Source organism: Micromonospora sp. HB375 (assembly GCF_017872985.1).
Taxonomy (GTDB): domain Bacteria; phylum Actinomycetota; class Actinomycetes; order Mycobacteriales; family Micromonosporaceae; genus Micromonospora; species Micromonospora chalcea.
In genome coordinates this window covers 1605461-1623991 of record NZ_JAGGJO010000001.1, presented here as the reverse complement: position 1 = coordinate 1623991, position 18531 = coordinate 1605461, and the positions used below count along the sequence as shown (strand labels likewise).

Sequence of the window (18531 nt, the reverse complement as noted above, 5' to 3'; positions counted from 1 at the left end):
CGGTCCCCACCCGCGACAGGCGGTACCCGAACCCGCCCTACCAACGGGGATGCGACGCATGAGCATCGCCGCCCCGAAGCCTCGTCAAGCCGAGGCCCGGGGCGGCGATGCTCATGCGTCAGCGGGCGTCAGCGGGCGTCAGCGGGCGTCAGAACTGCCCCTTGTAACGAAGCACCACGTCCCCCAAACGAGCATCGGGGTCTCCGCTGCAGGCGTAGGAGATAGCCGGTGGCGCCAGCGGGCTGCCAGTCCTAACGCCGAGTTCCGTGCCCACTTTCCGCAATCCTCGCAGCGCCTCTTCCGAAGGCGCCTCAAGGAACTCCTGACAGGTGGAGTCCTGGGTGATCTCACCCCCGGATGAGAACTGTCCGGCAATGTAGAACAAGAAAATCGCGAGCAGGCCGACGAGGAGGACTCCGCCACCGAACTTGAAATTGTTCGATTTGCTAACCCTGTCGCCGATCTGGGCATCGCCGTGAAAATTCCCGCTCATGACGCTGGACTTACCGCTGGCCGTAACCACGCTGCTCACCTGGTCACCGAGCACGGCGTTGCCCTCGTGCACGATCGAGAGGGCCCTGGCCTCCTCAATCAACTCTCGCAGTTTTCTTTCGAAGTCGGGGTAGTCCCGGGCCAGAAACCCGATTGCCGCAGCAAGGTCGCCCTGCCGGTCGACGTTCCTCGGATCCCCTGCCCACCGCTCAAATATTTCATCGCTGTCGACATCCAGGAGCTGAGCGTGAATCCGCGAGTGCAGTTTCTTAGCTGCCGCTTGCAGACCGGCGCTCGCGGTGCCCCCCAGCGCAGCAACCAGGATACCGACGGCCGCCTTACCGAGTTCTTCATCCATGACACCCGAGTCTTGGGCAGAGACGATGAGAAACAAGCCAGCCGATTAGCCCTCGTTGATGTAAGAAAACCGACAGGACGAGACAAGAAAGATCGCCTGCCGAACCGCGGGTGACGCTGGTACTTCGGCATCACCCGCGTCACGGCTCAGGCCCGTTCGTTCCACCGTCCCCCGCGAACCGCCCCGACGAATCGGGCCCAGGCCCTCGGGTCGAAGCTCAGCGCCGGCCCCTGCCGATCCTTGGTGTCCCGCACGCCGACCGCGTCGGCGAACCCGGCCACCTCGACGCAGTCGCCATTACTGCCGGACCGAGACGACTTGCGCCACACTCCGTCACGTTCCATCGACAATCTCCTTCGCTATCGCCCCGATGAACTCACGGGATTCATCCGCATCGAGTGCTCGCTCCATGAGCGAGCGCCACGCTTCTTCGTAAATCTGGATCTCGTGTGGCTTGTCAAGGTAAACGGCGCCGCAAGGGCCATCCATGTAGATCGTGGTCGGCTCCGGTGCCCGCACCTCCGTTGGGAAGTCGAGCATCGTGAAGGTACCGGTGGACGCCCATCGCGACAGGCCCGCCTGCAGGGGGAGGACTCGAACGCTGATGTTGTGTCGCCGCCCGTTTACCACAAGCGCGTCCAACTGCCGCCCCATCGCCACGCGGTCCCGCAGCGGCCGACGCAACACTGCCTCGCTGAGGATCACGTCGAGATAGGGGGCTCGCGGTACCGCCCGCGCCAACAGTCGCTGCCGACGCAACCGAACATCGATTTTCGCCTGACGCTCGGCCTCCGACAAGCCAGGTTGGTCTGCCGCGATCAGTTCGCGCATGTACTCGACCGTCTGCAAGAGCCCTGGGATCAGATCAGCCTCATACTTGCGGATCTTGGTCGCCGCAGATTCCAGACCCACGTAAAGCTTGAACCAATCCTCTACTGCCTCCCCGTAGCTGTGCCACCAGCCGTGCGCCTTGGTTTCCCGGGCCAGAGAGCGCATGGTTTCGATGGTTTCTCGCGACGCGCCGTAAACGCGGCACATGGCTTCCACGTCGTTCGGGTGCATCGGCACCTGGCCCGTTTCGTAACGCCAGATCCGGGGCGCCGACCATTCCAGCTCCTTGGCCGCCGCTGTCACCGTGACGTGCGCGCCTTCGCGAAGTTCTCTCAGATATCTGCCGAGCTGCCTACGCGGGACGGTGCTTCCCGAGTCGTCCACGTCATCTCCTTTGGTGTTGTCGCGTAAGGCACCTCATCCCTTGGTCTGCATTCTGCCGCGAAAGATTGTCCCGGGCCAGAGGGGAATTGACCATTGTGGTGCCCGCCGGGGACGCGGCGGGTTTCGCGGGGACGGATGCCTTTCCCCGAACCTCATCCCGGCATCCGTCCCCGCACCTGACGTATATCCACAAGGGAGAGTCATGGACTCGATCGATCGTATCCTCGGCGACATTCCACTTCCGCCCTACATCACCGCCGAGGATGTCACCTTCGCGGTCCGGGCGATCACCGTGCACGCCCCCGAGCAGTGGCCCGAGGGACCGCGCTGTCGCAACGACCGGGCGCCCCACCCGTGCCGGCTGCACCGCTGGGGCCGGCGGGTGCTCGACCAGCGCGGGCTCACCGACCGGCAGATCCGCGCGCTCGTCGCCGAGCAGACGGCGCCCGTGCGGTGATCTACGTGACCGGGGAACGCCTGCTCCCGCACCACGTCCGGGCCGCCTACTTCGACCGGCGCTGGCGCGGCCTCGACCCGACCCAGGTGCGCGACCACCTCGACCGGGTGGCCGACGAACTCGAACGCCTGAGCCGTGAGCTGGTCACCACGCGGACCGAGGCCGAGCGCGTCCGCCAGGCGCTGCGGCAGTGGCAGTCCCAGCATCGCGCCTGCCGTCTCCGCGACCCGGACGCCCCGCCGGGCGGATGGCCCCGATGACGGCACAGCGCTGGATCATCCACCTGCCCACCAAGCTGACCAGCGCCGACGAGGCGGCTGCCCTCGCGGTGACGCTGCGCGACTCGCTCGGCCACGTCACGGTCATCGACTTCGGCGAGACCACGCTGAGCGAGGAGGACAGCCAGTTCGTGCGTACCCGGGTCTGGTGCGACGCCCGGCTCGACGGCGCCGGCCGGTGCGGCCACCTCAACGACCATGACGGCCCGTGCGCGGCGTGAGCGCGGCGGGCGTCAGGGGCGGGGGCGGTCGCGGTCCTTGGACGGCTGGACCCGCTTCGGCTCGCCGGGCATCTTCGGGTATTCCGGCGGGTACGGCATGTCGCCCAGCCCGTCCGCCGCGTCCCGCTCGGCCCACTCCAGCAGCGGCGTGATGTCCCACGGGGCGTCGTCGATGCCGGCGTGCGGGTCGCCGCGCTCGGCGAACCGGGCCGGCACCGTGCCCAGGTGGAAGTCGTCCGGGTCTACCTGGGGTAGTTCGTCCCAGTCGACCGGGGTGGAGACGGTGGCGCGCGCGTTGGCGCGCAGCGAGTACGCGCAGGCGATTGTGCGGTCCCGCGCCATCTGGTTGAAGTCGACGAAGACCCGTTCGCCCCGTTCCTCCTTCCACCAGGCGGTGGTGACCAGCTCGGGGCGGCGTCGTTCCAGCTCGCGGGCCAGCGCGATGGTGGCGCGGCGGACCTCCACGAACGTCCAGCGCGGCTGGATGCGCAGGTAGACGTGCACGCCCCGGCCGCCGGAGGTCTTCGGCCAGCCGGGCACGCCCAGCTCGTCGAGCAGGGCGCGTAGCTCACCGGCGGCGGTCACCGCGTCGGCGAAGTCGGTGCCGGGCTGCGGGTCGAGGTCGACGCGCAGCTCGTCGGGGCGGTCGGTGTCGGCGGCGCGCACCGGCCACGGGTGGAACACGACGGTGCCCATCTGCGCCGCCCAGGCCACGTGCGCCAGGTCGGCGGGGCACAGCTCGTCGGCCGGGCGGCCGCTGGGGAAGGCGATCCGCGCGGTGCGGACCCACGGGGGTACGCCCCGCTGCGGCACCCGCTTCTGGAAGAACATCTCCCCCTCGATGCCGTCGGGGAAGCGCTGGAGCGTGGTCGGCCGGTCACGCAGGGCGCGCATGATCCCGTCGCCGACGGCCAGGTAGTAGCGGAAGACGTCGGCCTTGGTGAAGCCCCGCTGGGGGAAGATCACCCGGTCGGGGCTGCTCAACCGCACCGTGTGCCCGGCTACCTCGATCTCTTCGACCGTGCCCTTGCCCGCCATCACGCGACCATATGCGATGCCACCGACAGCCGACGTACCGTGAAGGGGTGAGTCTTTCCGACAACGAACTGCCCCGTACCGAGGACGAATGGCGCGTGCGGCTGAGCCCCGAGGAGTTCCGGGTGCTCCGCGAGGCCGGCACCGAGGCGCCCTGGACCGGTGAGTACGTCGACACCAAGACCCCCGGCGTCTACCACTGCCGGGCCTGCGGGCTGGAACTGTTCCGCAGCGAGGACAAGTTCGACTCGCACTGCGGGTGGCCGAGCTTCGACGACGCCATCCCGGGCGCGGTCAAGGAGATCCCGGACAACACGCTCGGGATGCGCCGGATCGAGATCCGCTGCGCGCGCTGCGACAGCCACCTCGGGCACGTCTTCGAGGGTGAGGGCTTCACCCCGAAGGACACCCGGCACTGCGTCAACTCGATCTCGGTGCGGCTGGAGCCCAGCGCCGGCTGACGGCGGCGTCACAGCCGCAGCAGGCCGCCGGCCTCGTCCACCCGGTCGGCGGCCTCGTCGTCCAGCCACACGCCGCCGGTGGCCAGGTAACGGAAGCGGTACTCCCCCGGCTTCAACCGGACCGTCACGGTACGGGTGCCGTCGCGGCGCGGCACCAGCTCGTGCCGGCCGGGCTCCCAGCCGTTGAAGCAGCCGACCACGCTCACCGTGCCGGGCGGGGTGTCCCGGGGCAGCGAGAACGTCACCCGGGTCTGGTTGCCGAAGAGCTTGTTGCGCTTGATCACGAATCCTCCGGGGATTTTCGGCGGTCACCGGAGTCAACGCTCGACACGCCGGGAGCGACTCGCCGTAGGGCCGGATCAGGTTCGCCGGTTCCGGTTGCTCGATGGTGTCGTCTGCGCGACTCTCGGATGACAGGTCCGTTTTCGGGGGGTTTCGCATGGCAACCTGCGAGGTTTGCGGTAACGACTACTGGATGGCGTTCGAGGTGCGCACGGTCGACGGGTCGCGGCACACGTTCGACTGCTTCGAGTGCGCGGTGCACAAGATGGCGCCGATCTGCGAGCACTGCCAGATCAAGATCGTCGGCCACGGCGTCGAGGTCTCCGGCCGCTTCTTCTGCTGCGCCCACTGCGCCCGCGCCGTCGAGGGCGAGCAGGGCGCCGAGGTACGCGACGCGGTCGGCGCCCGCCCCGCCTGACGCGGGCGCTCCCCGGCCGTCCCGCACCCGGCCCGGCCGGACCGCGGGGCGCCGCCTAACCTGGGCCGATGCCCGTCGAGTCCCACCTGGCCGGTTTCGCCGACCTGGACGCCCGCACCTTCCACGACCTGCTCCGGCTGCGCATCGACGTGTTCGTGGTCGAGCAGTCCTGCCCGTACCCGGAACTGGACGGCCGGGACGTCGAGCCCGGCACCCGCCACCTGTGGCTGAGCAGCGACGGCGCCGTGGTCGCGTACCTGCGGATCCTGGCCGACCCCGGCGGCGTGGCGCGGATCGGGCGGGTGGTGGTGGCGCCGGCGGCCCGCGGCGCGGGCCTGGCCGGCGCGCTGATGGCCGAGGCCCTCGCGGTGGTGGGTGACCGGCCGTGCGTGCTCGACGCGCAGACGCACCTCGTGGGCTTCTACGAGGGCTGCGGTTTCACGGTCGACGGCCCCGGTTACGTCGAGGACGGCATCCCGCACACCCCGATGCGCCGCGACCCAACTCATTGACGTTTGTCACTTTTTGTGGCAACGTGCGGGCGGAGCCGCCACGCGGGAGAGGGCAACTCCCGACAGTCCGGGCGTCGTGCACCGACACCCATCCCGGAGGCTTTCCATGTCCACTCCGTACCGCCGCCCGTTACCGCTCGCGGCGGCGATTCTCGGCGTCTGCGCGGTCGTCGCGGCGCTGCTCACCACCGCGTTCTCCGGCCCGGCCTCGGCGCACGGGTCGGTGGTCGACCCGGCCTCGCGCGCCTACAGCTGCTGGCAGCGCTGGGGCGGTGACTTCCAGAACCCGGCCATGGCCACCCAGGACCCGATGTGCTGGCAGGCGTGGCAGGCCGACCCGAACGCCATGTGGAACTGGAACGGCCTGTTCCGCGAGGGCGTGGCCGGCAACCACCAGGGCGCCATCCCGGACGGTCAGCTGTGCAGCGGCGGCCGCACCCAGAACGGCCGGTACAACGCGCTCGACACCGTCGGCGCGTGGAAGACCGTGCCGGTCACCAACAACTTCCGGGTCAAGTTCTTCGACCAGGCCAGCCACGGCGCCGACTACATCCGGGTGTACGTGACCAAGCAGGGTTTCAACGCGCTCACCTCGCCGCTGCGCTGGAGCGACCTGGAACTGGTCGGCCAGATCGGCAACACCCCGGCCAGCCAGTGGACGCGTGAGGTGGACGGCGTGTCCATCCAGATCCCGGCGAACGCGCCGGGCCGCACCGGCCGGCACATCGTCTACACCATCTGGCAGGCCAGCCACCTGGACCAGTCCTACTACCTGTGCAGTGACGTGGACTTCGGCGGGTCCGGCCCGACCACCCCGCCGCCCACCAGCACCCCGCCGACGAGCACCCCGCCCACCAGCACGCCGCCGACGAGCACGCCGCCGACCAGCCCGCCGCCGACCACGCCGAACCCGGCCGGCGGCTGCACCGCGACGTACGCGATCACCGGTTCGTGGGGCGGCGGCTTCCAGGCCGACGTGAAGGTGACGAACAACAGCGGCTCGCCGATCCGCGGCTGGTCGGTGAGCTGGAACTACCAGAACGGCCAGCAGGTCAGCTCGGCGTGGAACGCCACTGTCACCACGAGCGGAACACTGGTGACGGCACGAAACGCCGCCTACAACGGCTCACTCGCGCCGGGTGCGAGCACCTCGTTCGGCTTCACCGGATCGGCCGGTGCGACGAACCCGGTGCCCAGCATCGTGTCCTGTACGACGACCGCCTGACGCCGGTCTTCCCGGTCGGGGCCCTGCTCGACACCCGCTGGGTGTTAAGCGGGGCCCCTTCCTCTACCGCAGGCGTTAAGAAGGTGCCCTTCCTTTCACACCAGGCAGTTCACGATGTCGGCCACCGAGCGGCGGCGGCCGGTGTAGAACGGGATCTCCTCCCGCACGTGCCGCCGGGCGCCGGAGGCGCGCAGGTCACGCATCAGGTCCACGATCCGGTGCAGCTCGTCGGCCTCGAACGCGAGCATCCACTCGTAGTCGCCGAGCGCGAACGACGCCACCGTGTTGGCCCGCACGTCCGGGTAGCCGCGGGCCATCTTGCCGTGCTCGGCCAGCAGCTCGCGCCGCTCCGCGTCGGGCAGCAGGTACCACTCGTACGAGCGCACGAACGGGTAGACGCACAGGTAGGGGCGCGGCTGCTCGTCGGCGAGGAACGCCGGGATGTGGCTCTTGTTGAACTCGGCCGGGCGGTGCAGCGCCATCTGCGACCAGACCGGGGTGAGCGCCCGGCCCAGCGTGGTGCGGCGGAACCGCAGGTACGCGTCCTGCAGCGCGTCGCTGGACGACGAGTGCCACCAGATCATCAGGTCGGCGTCGGCGCGCAGCCCGGCCACGTCGTACGTGCCCCGCACCGTGACGTCCTTGCCGGCCAGCTCGGTGAAGAGCGACTCGACCTCGTCGACGACGTTCTCCCGCAGCGACGGCAGCGGGCTGGTGGCCCGGTACACCGACCACATCGTGTAGCGGATGGTCTCGTTGAGCTCCCGCAGCCGCGCCGCGTTGGTCTGCTCGGTCATGCTGCCGATCCTTCCAGTGCCGTGATGATCTCTTCGGCCGCCGTCTCGCCGGAGCGGACGCACACCGGGATGCCGACGCCGTCGTAGCCGGCCCCGGCCACCGCAAGCGTCGGGTACGCGGCGCGCAGCGCCGCCCGGACCGCCGCCACCCGGGCGGTGTGCCCGGGCGTGTACTGGGGCAGCGCGCCGCCCCACCGCTGCACGTGCCGGGCCACCGGAGTCGGCAGCGGCGCGCCGAGCACCGCCGACAGCTCCCGGTGCACCGCGTCGGCCAGGTCGTCGTCGGTGAGCTGCAGCGACGTCTCGTCGCCGTACCGGCCGACCGAGGCGCGCACCAGCGCCAGCCCGTCCGGCCGCCGCAGGTGCCCCCACTTGGTGGTGAAGAACGTGGACGCCTTGATCGTCAGCCCCTCACCGGCCGGCACCAGGAAACCGGACAGCTCCGGCAGGGCCGGACCGGGCAGGGCCAGGGTGATCAGGGCGACGCTGGCGTAGTCGAGCGCGCCCACCGTCTCGGCCGCCTCGGGCGCGGCGGCGGCGAGCAGCCGGGCGGCCGGGCGGGCCGGCACCGCGAGCAGCACCGCGTCGGCCTCGACGTGCTCGGCGTCGCGGGTCGGCCCGACGGTGAGCCGCCATCCGGACGGGGTGCGGCGCAGCTCGCGTACCGCGGCGCCGCGCCGGATCGTCGCGCCGCTCGCCGTCGCCGCCGCCTCGACCAGCGTGCTCAGTCCACCGGCGAGGGTGCCGAAGACCGGGGCGCCGGGCGCGCGCGGCGCGGCGGCCTGCGCGGCGCGTACCGCACCGACAAGCGTGTGCTCGGCGCGTGCCGCGCGGGCCAGCGCCGGCATCGTGGTGACCAGCGACAGGTCGTCGGCCCGCCCGGCGTACACGCCGCCGAGCATCGGGTCCACGAGGCGGTCCACCACCGCGTCACCGAGACGCTTGCGGACCAGCTCACCGACCGAGGTGTCCTCACCGTCGGCCAGCAACGGGTGGCCCGCGTCGCGGTCGGCGTCCGCGGCCGGCGGCGCCACCGCCGCCACCTTCTCCAGATCCCCGGGTACGCCGACGAGCGTGCCGCCCGGCACCGGGCGCAACGTGCCGTCGACGAGCAGGGCCGCCTGCCCGACGGTCGGGTGCACGATCGCCTCGGCCAGCCCGAGGCGCCGGGCCAGCGTCACCGCCGCCGACTCGCCACCGGCCGGGTCGCGCATCAGGAACGACTCCGCGCCGAACTCGACCGGCCCGCCGGCGAGCTCACCGGTGAACAGCTTGCCGCCGAGGCGGCCGGACTGCTCGTACACGGTGACCTCGGTGCCCTCGGGAGCACTGTCGCGCAACCGGACGGCGGCGGCCAGCCCGGTGATCCCGCCACCGACGATCGCCACCCGCCACGGTCGCACCACTGTCGCCTCCTAGCGCTCCGGTCGCGCGGTCAGCTCGTGCACCAGCGCGACCACCCGGGTCAGCACCTCGGGGTCGGTCTCCGGCAGGACGCCGTGGCCGAGGTTGAACACGTGGCCGGGAGCGGCCCGGCCCTGCTCGACGATGCGCCGCACCTCGGTCTCCACCACCGGCCAGGGCGCGAGCAGCACAGTCGGGTCGAGGTTGCCCTGCACCGCCTTGTCCGGCCCGATCCGGCCGGTGGCGACGTCCAGCGGCGTACGCCAGTCCACGCCCACCACGTCGGCGCCGGCCTCACCCATCGCGCCGAGCAGCTCGCCGGTGCCCACCCCGAAGTGGATCCGCGGCACGCCGGAGTCAGCGAGCCCGCCCAGCACGTACGTCGAGTGCGGCAGCACGAAGCGGCGGTAGTCGGCCTCGGAGAGCGCGCCGGCCCACGAGTCGAACAGCTGCACCGCGGAGACCCCGGCGTCGATCTGCACCTGGAGGAACGCCAGCGTCACCTCGGCCAGCCGGGCGCACAGCGCGTGCCACAGGTCCGGGTCGCCGTACATCAGCGCCTTGGTCTTGGCATGGGTACGCGACGGCCCGCCCTCGACCAGGTAGCTGGCGAGCGTGAACGGGGCGCCGGCGAAGCCGATCAGCGGGGTGCCGCCCAGCTCGACGACGAGCTGGCGGACCGCCTCGTCCACGTACGACACCTCGTCGCGGCCGATCGGGGAGATCCGCTCGACGTCGGCGGCGGTACGGATCGGCTCGGCCACCACCGGGCCGGTGCCGGGCACGATGTCCAGGTCGATGCCGGCCGCGGCGACCGGCACCACGATGTCGCTGAACAGGATCGCCGCGTCCACGCCGTGCCGGCGCACCGGCTGGAGCGTGATCTCGGTGACCAGGTCCGGCCGGCGGCAGGACTCCAGCATCGGCACGTTCGCCCGGATCTCGCGGTACTCCGGCAGCGACCGGCCGGCCTGGCGCATGAACCAGACCGGCGTGTGCGGGCCCGGCTCGCGCCGGCAGGCGCGCACGAAGGGCGAGTCGGCCGGCCCGCCGCGGCGGGGTTCTCCGTCTCGGGCGGCAGTGCCCGTGGTGTCGGTGGTCATCGCGGCAATCGTGCCACGCCCCCGGCAGGCGCCCGCGCTCACCGTCCGCATTTGTGACGTAGAAGGAAGGGCCCCCGCTTAACGCCTCCGGTAGAGGAAGGGCCCCTTCTTAACCGTCGATCACCCGGCGCGCCGTCGCGCGCCGTACGGTGGGCGCGCATAGGCTGCCCGCATGGCCCCCCCGATCGCGCTCCCGGAAACGTTCGCTCGCGCGGTCGCGGGGCTGCGGTCGGTGACACCCCGCCCGGAGATCATCCTGGAGGAGGTCGGCGCCCCCCAGCGGCTGGCCCCGTTCGCGTTCGCGCTCTCCGCCGCCGTGATGCGCGACGACGACGAGGTGGCCACCGGCCGGCTGATCCTGCTGCACGACCCGGCCGGGCACGAGGCGTGGCAGGGCACGTTGCGGCTGGTCACGTACGTCACCGCCGAGCTTGAGGTCGACCTGGCCAGCGACCCGCTGCTGCCGGGCGTCGGCTGGACCTGGCTGACCGACGCGCTGGACGCGCAGGGCGCCGGGCACCGGGCGATCGGCGGCACCGTCACCCAGACGCTCTCCACCCGGTTCGGCGAGCTGGCCGGGCCGCCCGCCGCCGGTGACATCGAGATCCGCGCCTCCTGGACGCCGCTGCGCGCCGACCTGGGGCCGCACCTGCTCGGCTGGTGCACGCTGCTGGCCTCCACGGCCGGCCTGCCGCCGCCCGGCGTCACCGCGCTGCCCCGGCGCTCCGCCGGCGCCGCCTGACCACACCCGGCCGGATACGCGAAGGCCGCCCCGGCGAACCGGGGCGGCCTCGGGCGAGTACAGGTCAGAGATAGTTCTCGGCCTCGTCGCAGACCTTGTCCAGACCCTTGTTCGCCGCCTCGAAGGCAGCCCGGTCGCCACGCGACGCGGCGGCGATGGCGGTGGTCAGCTTGTCCAGGCAGCTCGCGATGACCTTCTTCTGCCGGGCCTGCTCGTCCCGGTCGTTCTTGGTGCCGGTCAGGTCCTGCTGGGTGTCCGACAGCCGCTCCTGCACCGTCTTCAGCTCACCCTTGAGCTTCTCGATCTCCTGCTGGTTCGCCGAGATGGTGCCGTCGCGCTGGCTGACCAGCCGCTGGGACTTGTCCAGCTCGCCGTCCGTGGAGACGTACAGGAAGGTCATCACGCCACCGAAGACGAACAGCAACGCGGCGACGAGGCCGAGGACCAGCGGGGCCCACCTCCGGCCGCCGCCGGCGGGCGCGCCGCCGGCCGGTCCGTAGGGGCCGGGCGGCCCGGACATCGGCGGCGGGCCGTAGCCGGGGCCGGACACCGGTGGGGCGGACTGCGGCGGGGCCGACAGCGGCTGCGGGTAGCCGGGGCCGGAGACCGGCGGTACGGAGACCGGCGGCGCCGACATCGGCGGGGGCACCGGAGCGGCGCCCGGCGCGTAGCCCGGCTGACCCGGCGCGGCGGGCTGGTATCCGCCGTACCCGGGTGCGCCGTCGGGCGCGGTGGGCTGGTGCAGGGTCGGGGCGGGCTGGTTCGGGTCGTACTGCTGGGGCGCGGGCCGGCTGCCGTACACGTTGCCGTAGACCGTGCCCCCCGGCGCCGGGGGCGGGTTGTCGCCCCCGGCCGGTGGGTAGGACATGTCGTTCCTCCAGATGAGCTGGTCCCCCGCGGGGTGGCCCGATGGGCCGGGGTCGATGCGCTGCGGTCGCCCCACACCGGCGTGGGCGACCGGTCAGCAGAGGCGGAACCGGTCACAGGCGGTCTTGATCGGCACCGCCAACCCGATGCCCTCGGCGTTGCGGGCCTTGGCCGTGGCGATGCCGACGACCTCCTTGGCGCCGTTGATCACCGGGCCGCCGGAGTTACCGGGGTTGATCGGCGCGTCGAACTGGATCACCGGGCCACCGCCGCGCTCGTCTTCGCGGAACGCGCTGACCACGCCCGTGGTGACGCTGTCCTGCAACCCGAGCGGCGCGCCGACCACGATGATCTGCTGGCCGGACCGCACCGGATCACTGGCCGCGACCAGACCGGCGAACTTGGCGGTGGTGCGCAACTGCGCCAGGTCCTTGTCCTTGTCGGTGGCGATGATCGTCGCCTCGAACCGCTGGTCCTTGCGCTCCAGGAACACCTTGCGCTCACCGGCGGTGAAGACCGACTCGACCACGTGGAAGTTCGTCAGCAGCGTGGTGCCGCCGCCGGACGGGGCCTTGCCGACGGCGAACGCCGTACCGGTGAACTGCCCGGCCCGCACCCGGAACACGCTCGGCAGCACCGCGCTGGCCACCGCCTCCGGGTTGAAGGCGGCTCCGGCCTGCTTCTCCAGGCTGCCGGCGCGCTGCTCCAGGCCGTCGAGCCGGCTGGCGTCCGCGCCCTGCCCCTCGGCCATCCGCTTGTCGGCGGCGGCGAGCCGGTCGTCGAGCCGGTAGATCTGGTACGCCTGCACGCCGCTGACCACCGCCAGCACGGCGGCCAGGGCCAGCGCCACCACCGCGAGCCGGCTGCGCCGGGGGGCGCGCTCCGGCGGACCGAGCGGCGCGCCGAAGCCGGAGACCTGCTGACCCGGGTACGCCGCCGGCTGGCCGGGATAGGACGGCGCGGACACCGGCTGGCCCGGATAGGCGGGCGCGGAGACCGGCCGGCCCGGGTAGGACGAGCCGGAGCCGGACGGGGCGCCGGAGTGCCGGTCCGCGTACGGCGACGAGGCCTGGCCCGGGAACGACTGTGACCCGGCGGGCGCCTGGCCCGGGTAGGCGGCGGACTGGGCCGGTGCCGAGCCGAAGGAGGACTGCCCCGGCTGGGCCGACGGCGTGCCGTAGGAGGACTGCCCCGGCTGGGCCGGCGCGCCGCCGAACGACGACGGGCCCGGCTGGGACGGCGCGGCGCCGAACGACGGCTGGGACGGCGCGGGCGAGGTCGCGACACCCGACGACGCGGAGTAGGCGGCCGACGGCGACGCCCCGGCCGCGTCGGCGCGGCCCGGGTAACCGGCGGACGGCTGCGCGGCGGCCCGCGCCGGATAGCCCGCGCCCGAGGACGGGGCGGGGTAGCTCGTGCCCGAGGACGCCGGGTAGCTCCCCCCGGACGATCCCGGGTAGCTCGCGCCCGGCGACGTGGTCGGGTAGCCCGTGCCCGACGCCGCGTGGCCGGGGGCGCCGCTCCACGCCGGACCGCCACCGCCCGCTGCCGACCCGGGCAGGGCCGGCCCGGACAGCGGAGCCGGACCGCCGGGCGGGTCGAAGCGCGGCGGCAGCGGGCCCGGCCGATCGGCCGTCGGGTCACCGCCCTGCCCCGGCACGCCGTCGCCGGTTCCGTACCCGCCTGTCATGCTCGACCGTCCTCCCCGTCGGCTTCGCCGACGCCCCCGACCGCTGTCGTCCGGCCCTGTGCGCCGCTCGCGGCTCGATGGACCGTACCGGCGGAAACGGGCTTTGTCTCCCCCGCTGTCCGACCCTCTCACGGCCCCGCAACCCGGTTCGTTCCGGACACCTGACGGACACCGCGCCGACACGCGCCGGACCGGCTGCGCACACCGGATCGTCCGGCCTACTAGGGTTGTCAGGTGACCGACGAACCACCCCTGCGCCGTCGGGCCGCCGAAAGCCGTACGGGAGAGGTCTCCGCCGATCCGACGTCGGCCCTGCCGGAGCCGGCGGACGCGGGGACCGAGACCGAGCCGGGCGCGGCCGTCCCCCTGACCGCGCCGCGCGACGGCACGCCCGCCCCGGTGGCCACACCGACCGAGTTGAACGAGGTCGTGGCCCGTTTCGCGGGCGGCACCGGCCCGGTGGCCCTGGACGCCGAACGCGCCTCCGGCTACCGCTACAGCCAGCGCGCCTACCTGGTGCAGTTGCGCCGCGTCGGCGCCGGCACCGCGCTCATCGACCCGCTGCCGCTGCCCGACCTGTCCGCCCTCGACGAGGCGATCGCCGAGACCGAGTGGGTGCTGCACGCGGCCAGCCAGGACCTCGCCTGCCTGGCCGAGCTGGGCCTGCGCCCGCGCCGGCTGTTCGACACCGAACTGGCCGCCCGGCTGGCGGGATTCGAGCGGGTCGGCCTGGCCGCGCTGACCGAACAGCTGCTCGGGTTCAGCCTGGAGAAGCACCACTCCGCCGCGGACTGGTCCAGCCGGCCGCTGCCGGAGTCCTGGCTGACGTACGCGGCGCTGGACGTCGAGCTGCTGGTGGACCTGCGCGACGCGCTGGACGAGGAGCTGGGGCGGCAGGGCAAGTCCGGCTGGGCGGCGGAGGAGTTCGACGCGCTGGTGCGCAACGGCGCCCGTCCGCCGCGCGTGCGCGCCGAGCCGTGGCGGCGCACGTCCGGCATCCACCGGGTACGCGGCGCGCGCGCCCAGGCCCGGGTGCGGTCCCTCTGGTACGCGCGGGACCAGATCGCCGCCCGCCGGGATGCCGCGCCGGGCCGGGTGCTGCCCGACTCGGCCATCGTGGCCGCCGCCGAGCTGGACCCGAAGGACGAGAAGACACTGCTCACGCTCCCCGGTTTCGGTGGGCGCTCGGTGCGCCGGCTGGCACGTACCTGGCTGGCGGCGCTCGACGACGCGCGTCAGTTGCCGGACGACGCGCTGCCGGTGAGCCCGACGGTGGAAGGGCCGCCTCCGCCGCACCGCTGGGCCGAGCGTGACCCGGTGGCGGCCGGGCGGCTGGCCCGGGCCCGGGAGGTGGTGGTCGGCACCGCCGGGGCGCACCGGCTGCCGGCGGAGAACCTGATCGCGCCGGACTCGATCCGCCGGCTGGCGTGGCAGCCGCCGGAGGAGATCACCGACGACACCGTCGCGGAGGCGCTGCGCGCCTTCGGCGCCCGGGAGTGGCAGATCGGGCTGCTGCTGCCCGCTCTTACCGAGGCGCTGCGCACCCCCCAGCAGTAACGTCGGCGGCAGGTGTGAGGTGGGCCACGCGGGGGGTGGTGCCGCGTTTGGTTACTGGCGAGTAGCATCCGGGGAAATGCCCGTGCCGAGGGAGGCTCCAAGTGCCCCGTGAAGTCCGGGATGTCGTCTTCGTCGACGGCGTCCGTACCCCGTTCGGCAAGGCGGGTGGGATGTACGCCAACACCCGCGCCGACGATCTGGTGATCCGCTGCATCCGCGAGCTGATGCGCCGCAACCCGCAACTGCCGCCGGAGAAGGTGGAGGAGGTGGCGATCGCCGCCACCACCCAGATCGGTGACCAGGGCCTGACCATCGGCCGTACCGCCGCACTGCTGGCCGGCCTGCCCAAGACCGTGCCGGGCTTCGCCATCGACCGGATGTGCGCCGGCGCGATGACCGCCGTCACCACCGTGGCCAGCGGCATCGCCATGGGCGCGTACGACGTCGCGATCGCCGGCGGCGTCGAGCACATGGGCCGCCACCCGATGGGTGAGGGCGTCGACCCCAACCCGCGCATCGTCGCGGAGAAGCTCGTCGACCCGTCCGCCCTGGTGATGGGCTCCACCGCGGAGAACCTGCACGACCGGGTCCCGCACATCACCAAGGAGCGCACCGACGCGTTCGCGCTGGCGTCGCAGCAGAAGACCGCCAAGGCGTACGCCAACGGCAAGCTCCAGGGCGACCTGGTGCCGGTGGCGGTGCGCGACCCGGAGGCGGGCTGGGGCCTGGCCACCGTGGACGAGGCGCCCCGCGACACCTCGATGGAGAAGCTGGCCGGGCTGAAGACGCCGTTCCGGCCGCACGGCAAGGTCACCGCAGGCAACGCGGCCGGCCTGAACGACGGCGCCACCGCCGCGCTGCTGGTGGCCGAGGAGACCGCTCGTGAGCTCGGCCTGCCGGTCGGCATGCGCCTGGTGTCGTTCGGCTTCGTCGGCGTCGAGCCCGAGGTGATGGGCGTCGGCCCGATCCCGTCGACCGAGAAGGCGCTGCGCATCGCCGGCCTCAGCATCGACGACATCGGCCTGTTCGAGCTGAACGAGGCGTTCGCGGTGCAGGTGCTCGCCTTCCTCGACCACTTCGGCATCGCCGACGACGACCCGCGGGTCAACCCGTGGGGCGGCGCGATCGCCATCGGTCACCCGCTCGCGTCCTCCGGCGTCCGGCTGATGACCCAGCTCGCCCGCCAGTTCGCCGAGCACCCCGAGGTCCGCTACGGCCTCACCGCCATGTGCATCGGCATCGGCATGGGCGGCACCGTGATCTGGGAGAACCCGCACTGGGAGGGTGGAGACAAGTGAGCCTCGCCGCACCGAACGAGGTCGTCACCAAGGCGCTGCTGCGCCAGGTGGCCGTACCCGGGCTGGACCGGCCCGCCGCCCTCATCACGCTGGACAACGGCTTCGACCACACCAAGCCGAACACCTTCGGCCCGGCCGGTCTGACCAGCCTGGACGAGGCGATCACCGCCGCGCTGGCGGCGGAGCCGGCGTTCATCGCGGTCACCGGCAAGCCGTACATCTTCTGCGTGGGCGCGGACATCACCAGCCTGCCCGCCCTGGAGAACCGCGAGCAGGCGCTGGAGATCGGCCGGCTCGGCCACCGCGTGTTCGCCCGGCTCAAGGACAGCGCCGTCCCCACCTTCGCGTTCGTCAACGGCGCGGCGATGGGCGGCGGCCTGGAGCTGGCGCTGCACTGCCACTACCGGACGCTGTCGGCGGGCGCGGCGGCGCTGGCGCTGCCCGAGGTCTCGCTCGGCCTGATCCCCGGCTGGGGCGGTACGCAGCTGCTGCCGAACCTGATCGGCATCCCGGCCGCCACCCAGGTGATCATTCAGAACCCGCTGATGCAGAACAAGATGCTCAAGCCGAAGCAGGCGGCCGAGATGGGCATCGCGGACGTGCTGCTGGAGCCGGCCGACTTCCTGGAGCGGTCGCTGGAGTGGGCCGCCGGCGTGGTCCGGGGCGAGGTCGCCGTGACCCGCCCCGAGGTCGACAAGGACATGTGGGCGGGCGTGCTCTACTTCGCCCGGCAGACCCTCGACCAGCGGCTGCACGGCGCGGTCCCGTCCGCGTACAAGGCGCTGGACCTGCTGGAGACGGCGAAGGACGCCGACTTCGCCACCGGCACCGCGGCGGAGGACGAGGCCCTCGCGGACCTGGTCTTCTCCGAGGAGCTGCGCAGCGGCCTGTACGCCTTCGACCTGGTGCAGCGGCGGGCCAAGCGCCCGGCCGGCGCGCCGGACAAGGGCCTGGCCCGCCCGGTCACCAAGGTCGGCATCGTCGGCGCCGGCCTGATGGCCAGCCAGCTCGCGCTGCTGTTCGCCCGGCGGCTGCAGGTGCCGGTCGTCATGACCGACCTGGACCAGTCGCGGGTGGACAAGGGTGTCGGCTACGTGCACACCCAGATCGAGAAGGCCGTCAGCAAGGGCCGGATGGACAAGGGCACCGCGGCCAAGCTGTACGGCCTGGTCAGCGGCTCGGTCGACAAGTCCGTCTTCGCCGACGCCGACTTCGTCATCGAGGCCGTGTTCGAGGACCTGGGCGTCAAGAAGCAGGTCTGGGCCGAGCTGGAGAAGATCGTCAAGCCGGAGGCGGTGCTCGCCACCAACACCAGCTCGCTGTCCATCACCGAGATGGCCGCCGACCTGGAGCACCCGGAGCGGGTGGTCGGCTTCCACTTCTTCAACCCGGTCGCGGTGCTGCCGCTGCTGGAGATCGTCCGCGGCGAGCGGACCGACGACGCCACGCTGGCCACCGCGTTCGCTGTCGGCAAGCAGCTCAAGAAGTCGTCGGTGCTGGTCAAGGACGCCCCGGCGTTCGTGGTGAACCGGCTCCTGACCCGCTTCCTCGGCACCGTGTTCGCGGCCGTCGACGCCGGCACCCCGCTGGACGTGGCGAACAGCGCGCTGGACCCGCTGGGCCTGCCGATGCGTCCGCTGGCGCTGCTGCAGCTCGTCGGGCCGGCCGTGGCGTACCACGTCGGCGGCACCCTGCACGAGGCGTTCCCGGACCGGTTCGGCGTCAGCGAGAACCTCAAGCGGATCGCCGACTCGGGCCAGCCGATCGTGGTCGACGACCAGATCAACGACGAGGTGGCGAAGCTGCTGGTGGTCGGCGACGAGCCGCTCACCGCCGAGCAGGTGCGGCAGAACGCGCTGGACGCGCTGGCGCAGGAGATCCGGCTCATGCTCGACGAGGGCGTCGTCGCCGAGGCGCAGGACATCGACCTGTGCATGATCCTCGGCGCCGGCTGGCCGTTCCACCTGGGCGGCGTGACGCCGTACCTGGACCGGACCGGCACCTCCGAGCGGGTGACCGGCAAGCGGTTCCTGCCGCGCGGCGTGGCCAGCCTGCGCTGACCGATACCGCATCGATCGCGGTGGTCGGGCTGTCCGAGACGGACGCCCGGCCACCGCGA

General features: G+C 72.4%; 21 protein-coding genes. 11 read left to right on the top strand and 10 right to left on the bottom strand.

Annotated elements, in window-relative coordinates; all coding sequences use genetic code 11:
- Positions 1-148: 148 nt before the first annotated feature.
- From J3R08_RS07800 to J3R08_RS07790, 3 genes are all read right to left on the bottom strand, one after another.
- The gene (locus J3R08_RS07800) at positions 149-850 is read right to left on the bottom strand and encodes a hypothetical protein (protein ID WP_209960511.1); all 702 of its coding nucleotides are present in this window, start codon (positions 848-850) and stop codon (positions 149-151) included.
- A 146-nt stretch (positions 851-996) separates the two neighbouring features.
- The gene (locus J3R08_RS07795; protein ID WP_209964041.1) at positions 997-1179 is read right to left on the bottom strand and encodes a DUF397 domain-containing protein; all 183 of its coding nucleotides are present in this window, start codon (positions 1177-1179) and stop codon (positions 997-999) included.
- A gap of 4 nt (positions 1180-1183) precedes the next feature.
- A complete protein-coding gene (locus J3R08_RS07790; RefSeq protein WP_209960509.1) occupies positions 1184-2065 on the bottom strand; it encodes a helix-turn-helix transcriptional regulator in 882 nt (293 codons plus the stop codon).
- A gap of 202 nt (positions 2066-2267) precedes the next feature.
- On the opposite strand from J3R08_RS07790, the gene J3R08_RS07785 reads away from it, so the two are divergent.
- Genes J3R08_RS07785 through J3R08_RS07775 form a run of 3 tightly spaced genes read left to right on the top strand, consistent with a single transcriptional unit; the run spans position 2268 to position 3021 of the window.
- The gene (locus J3R08_RS07785) at positions 2268-2522 is read left to right on the top strand and encodes a hypothetical protein (protein WP_209960507.1); all 255 of its coding nucleotides are present in this window, start codon (positions 2268-2270) and stop codon (positions 2520-2522) included.
- Complete coding sequence (locus J3R08_RS07780; protein ID WP_104114385.1) at positions 2519-2782, top strand: DivIVA domain-containing protein; 264 nt, start codon at positions 2519-2521, stop codon at positions 2780-2782. Before J3R08_RS07785 ends, J3R08_RS07780 begins: the two co-directional genes overlap by 4 nt.
- On the top strand, positions 2770-3021 hold the full coding sequence (locus tag J3R08_RS07775) for a hypothetical protein (protein WP_209960504.1): 252 nt from the start codon (positions 2770-2772) through the stop codon (positions 3019-3021). The genes J3R08_RS07780 and J3R08_RS07775 overlap by 13 nt, the downstream gene beginning before the upstream one ends.
- Before the next feature lie 12 nt (positions 3022-3033).
- Here J3R08_RS07775 and ligD read toward each other — a convergent pair whose 3' ends face one another.
- Complete coding sequence (gene ligD / locus J3R08_RS07770; protein ID WP_209960502.1) at positions 3034-4059, bottom strand: non-homologous end-joining DNA ligase; 1026 nt, start codon at positions 4057-4059, stop codon at positions 3034-3036.
- 47 nt (positions 4060-4106) lie between these two features.
- Here ligD and msrB point away from each other — a divergent pair, with 47 nt between their 5' ends.
- Entirely contained in the window at positions 4107-4517 is a 411-nt protein-coding gene (gene msrB, locus J3R08_RS07765; protein ID WP_030503019.1) for a peptide-methionine (R)-S-oxide reductase MsrB, read from the top strand.
- An 8-nt stretch (positions 4518-4525) separates the two neighbouring features.
- Here msrB and J3R08_RS07760 read toward each other — a convergent pair whose 3' ends face one another.
- Positions 4526-4801, bottom strand: coding sequence for an isoamylase early set domain-containing protein (locus tag J3R08_RS07760; protein WP_043325634.1), 276 nt, complete (start codon positions 4799-4801; stop codon positions 4526-4528).
- Between the two features lie 155 nt (positions 4802-4956).
- Between J3R08_RS07760 and J3R08_RS07755 the strand changes: the two genes are divergently transcribed.
- From J3R08_RS07755 to J3R08_RS07745, 3 genes are all read left to right on the top strand, one after another.
- On the top strand, positions 4957-5217 hold the full coding sequence (locus J3R08_RS07755; protein WP_030503017.1) for a hypothetical protein: 261 nt from the start codon (positions 4957-4959) through the stop codon (positions 5215-5217).
- A gap of 68 nt (positions 5218-5285) precedes the next feature.
- The gene (locus J3R08_RS07750) at positions 5286-5729 is read left to right on the top strand and encodes a GNAT family N-acetyltransferase (protein WP_069089386.1); all 444 of its coding nucleotides are present in this window, start codon (positions 5286-5288) and stop codon (positions 5727-5729) included.
- A 106-nt stretch (positions 5730-5835) separates the two neighbouring features.
- Positions 5836-6954 (top strand): lytic polysaccharide monooxygenase, encoded by a 1119-nt coding sequence (locus J3R08_RS07745; protein WP_113971730.1) that lies wholly within the window; start codon positions 5836-5838, stop codon positions 6952-6954.
- 95 nt (positions 6955-7049) lie between these two features.
- On the opposite strand, the gene hemQ is transcribed toward J3R08_RS07745, so the two are convergent.
- Genes hemQ through hemE form a run of 3 tightly spaced genes read right to left on the bottom strand, consistent with a single transcriptional unit; the run spans position 7050 to position 10258 of the window.
- A complete protein-coding gene (gene hemQ, locus J3R08_RS07740; protein ID WP_043325639.1) occupies positions 7050-7751 on the bottom strand; it encodes a hydrogen peroxide-dependent heme synthase in 702 nt (233 codons plus the stop codon).
- Complete coding sequence (gene hemG, locus J3R08_RS07735; RefSeq protein WP_166455457.1) at positions 7748-9157, bottom strand: protoporphyrinogen oxidase; 1410 nt, start codon at positions 9155-9157, stop codon at positions 7748-7750. The genes hemQ and hemG overlap by 4 nt, the downstream gene beginning before the upstream one ends.
- A 9-nt stretch (positions 9158-9166) precedes the next feature.
- Positions 9167-10258, bottom strand: a complete 1092-nt coding sequence (gene hemE, locus J3R08_RS07730) for a uroporphyrinogen decarboxylase (RefSeq protein ID WP_209960500.1) — start codon at positions 10256-10258, stop codon at positions 9167-9169.
- A gap of 172 nt (positions 10259-10430) precedes the next feature.
- Between hemE and J3R08_RS07725 the strand changes: the two genes are divergently transcribed.
- Positions 10431-11000: a DUF3000 domain-containing protein gene (locus J3R08_RS07725; RefSeq protein ID WP_043325643.1), complete on the top strand. Its 570-nt coding sequence runs from the start codon at positions 10431-10433 to the stop codon at positions 10998-11000.
- Positions 11001-11064: 64 nt separating this feature from the next.
- Here J3R08_RS07725 and J3R08_RS07720 read toward each other — a convergent pair whose 3' ends face one another.
- Positions 11065-11868, bottom strand: a complete 804-nt coding sequence (locus tag J3R08_RS07720; protein WP_209960498.1) for a hypothetical protein — start codon at positions 11866-11868, stop codon at positions 11065-11067.
- 93 nt (positions 11869-11961) lie between these two features.
- Positions 11962-13557, bottom strand: coding sequence for a trypsin-like peptidase domain-containing protein (locus J3R08_RS07715; RefSeq protein WP_209960495.1), 1596 nt, complete (start codon positions 13555-13557; stop codon positions 11962-11964).
- 234 nt (positions 13558-13791) lie between these two features.
- On the opposite strand from J3R08_RS07715, the gene J3R08_RS07710 reads away from it, so the two are divergent.
- The 3 genes from J3R08_RS07710 (at position 13792) to J3R08_RS07700 (ending at position 18472) form a co-directional block, all read left to right on the top strand.
- On the top strand, positions 13792-15114 hold the full coding sequence (locus tag J3R08_RS07710) for a ribonuclease D (RefSeq protein WP_209960493.1): 1323 nt from the start codon (positions 13792-13794) through the stop codon (positions 15112-15114).
- 101 nt (positions 15115-15215) lie between these two features.
- The gene (locus J3R08_RS07705; RefSeq protein WP_064447157.1) at positions 15216-16412 is read left to right on the top strand and encodes a thiolase family protein; all 1197 of its coding nucleotides are present in this window, start codon (positions 15216-15218) and stop codon (positions 16410-16412) included.
- Positions 16409-18472 (top strand): 3-hydroxyacyl-CoA dehydrogenase NAD-binding domain-containing protein, encoded by a 2064-nt coding sequence (locus tag J3R08_RS07700; RefSeq protein ID WP_209960491.1) that lies wholly within the window; start codon positions 16409-16411, stop codon positions 18470-18472. Before J3R08_RS07705 ends, J3R08_RS07700 begins: the two co-directional genes overlap by 4 nt.
- Positions 18473-18531 lie beyond the last annotated feature (59 nt).

Bases quoted from the DNA above. Each gene is read 5' to 3' on its own strand.
- hemE (WP_209960500.1), bottom strand. From the start codon at position 10,258: ATGACCACCGACACCACGGGCACTGCCGCCCGAGACGGAGAACCCCGC.
- J3R08_RS07800 (WP_209960511.1), bottom strand. From the start codon at position 850: ATGGATGAAGAACTCGGTAAGGCGGCCGTCGGTATCCTGGTTGCTGCG.
- J3R08_RS07715 (WP_209960495.1), bottom strand. From the start codon at position 13,557: ATGACAGGCGGGTACGGAACCGGCGACGGCGTGCCGGGGCAGGGCGGT.
- ligD (WP_209960502.1), bottom strand. From the start codon at position 4,059: ATGGCGGGCAAGGGCACGGTCGAAGAGATCGAGGTAGCCGGGCACACG.
- J3R08_RS07720 (WP_209960498.1), bottom strand. From the start codon at position 11,868: ATGTCCTACCCACCGGCCGGGGGCGACAACCCGCCCCCGGCGCCGGGG.
- J3R08_RS07745 (WP_113971730.1), top strand. From the start codon at position 5,836: ATGTCCACTCCGTACCGCCGCCCGTTACCGCTCGCGGCGGCGATTCTC.
- J3R08_RS07750 (WP_069089386.1), top strand. From the start codon at position 5,286: ATGCCCGTCGAGTCCCACCTGGCCGGTTTCGCCGACCTGGACGCCCGC.
- J3R08_RS07775 (WP_209960504.1), top strand. From the start codon at position 2,770: ATGGCCCCGATGACGGCACAGCGCTGGATCATCCACCTGCCCACCAAG.
- hemQ (WP_043325639.1), bottom strand. From the start codon at position 7,751: ATGACCGAGCAGACCAACGCGGCGCGGCTGCGGGAGCTCAACGAGACC.
- J3R08_RS07785 (WP_209960507.1), top strand. From the start codon at position 2,268: ATGGACTCGATCGATCGTATCCTCGGCGACATTCCACTTCCGCCCTAC.
- J3R08_RS07755 (WP_030503017.1), top strand. From the start codon at position 4,957: ATGGCAACCTGCGAGGTTTGCGGTAACGACTACTGGATGGCGTTCGAG.
- J3R08_RS07725 (WP_043325643.1), top strand. From the start codon at position 10,431: ATGGCCCCCCCGATCGCGCTCCCGGAAACGTTCGCTCGCGCGGTCGCG.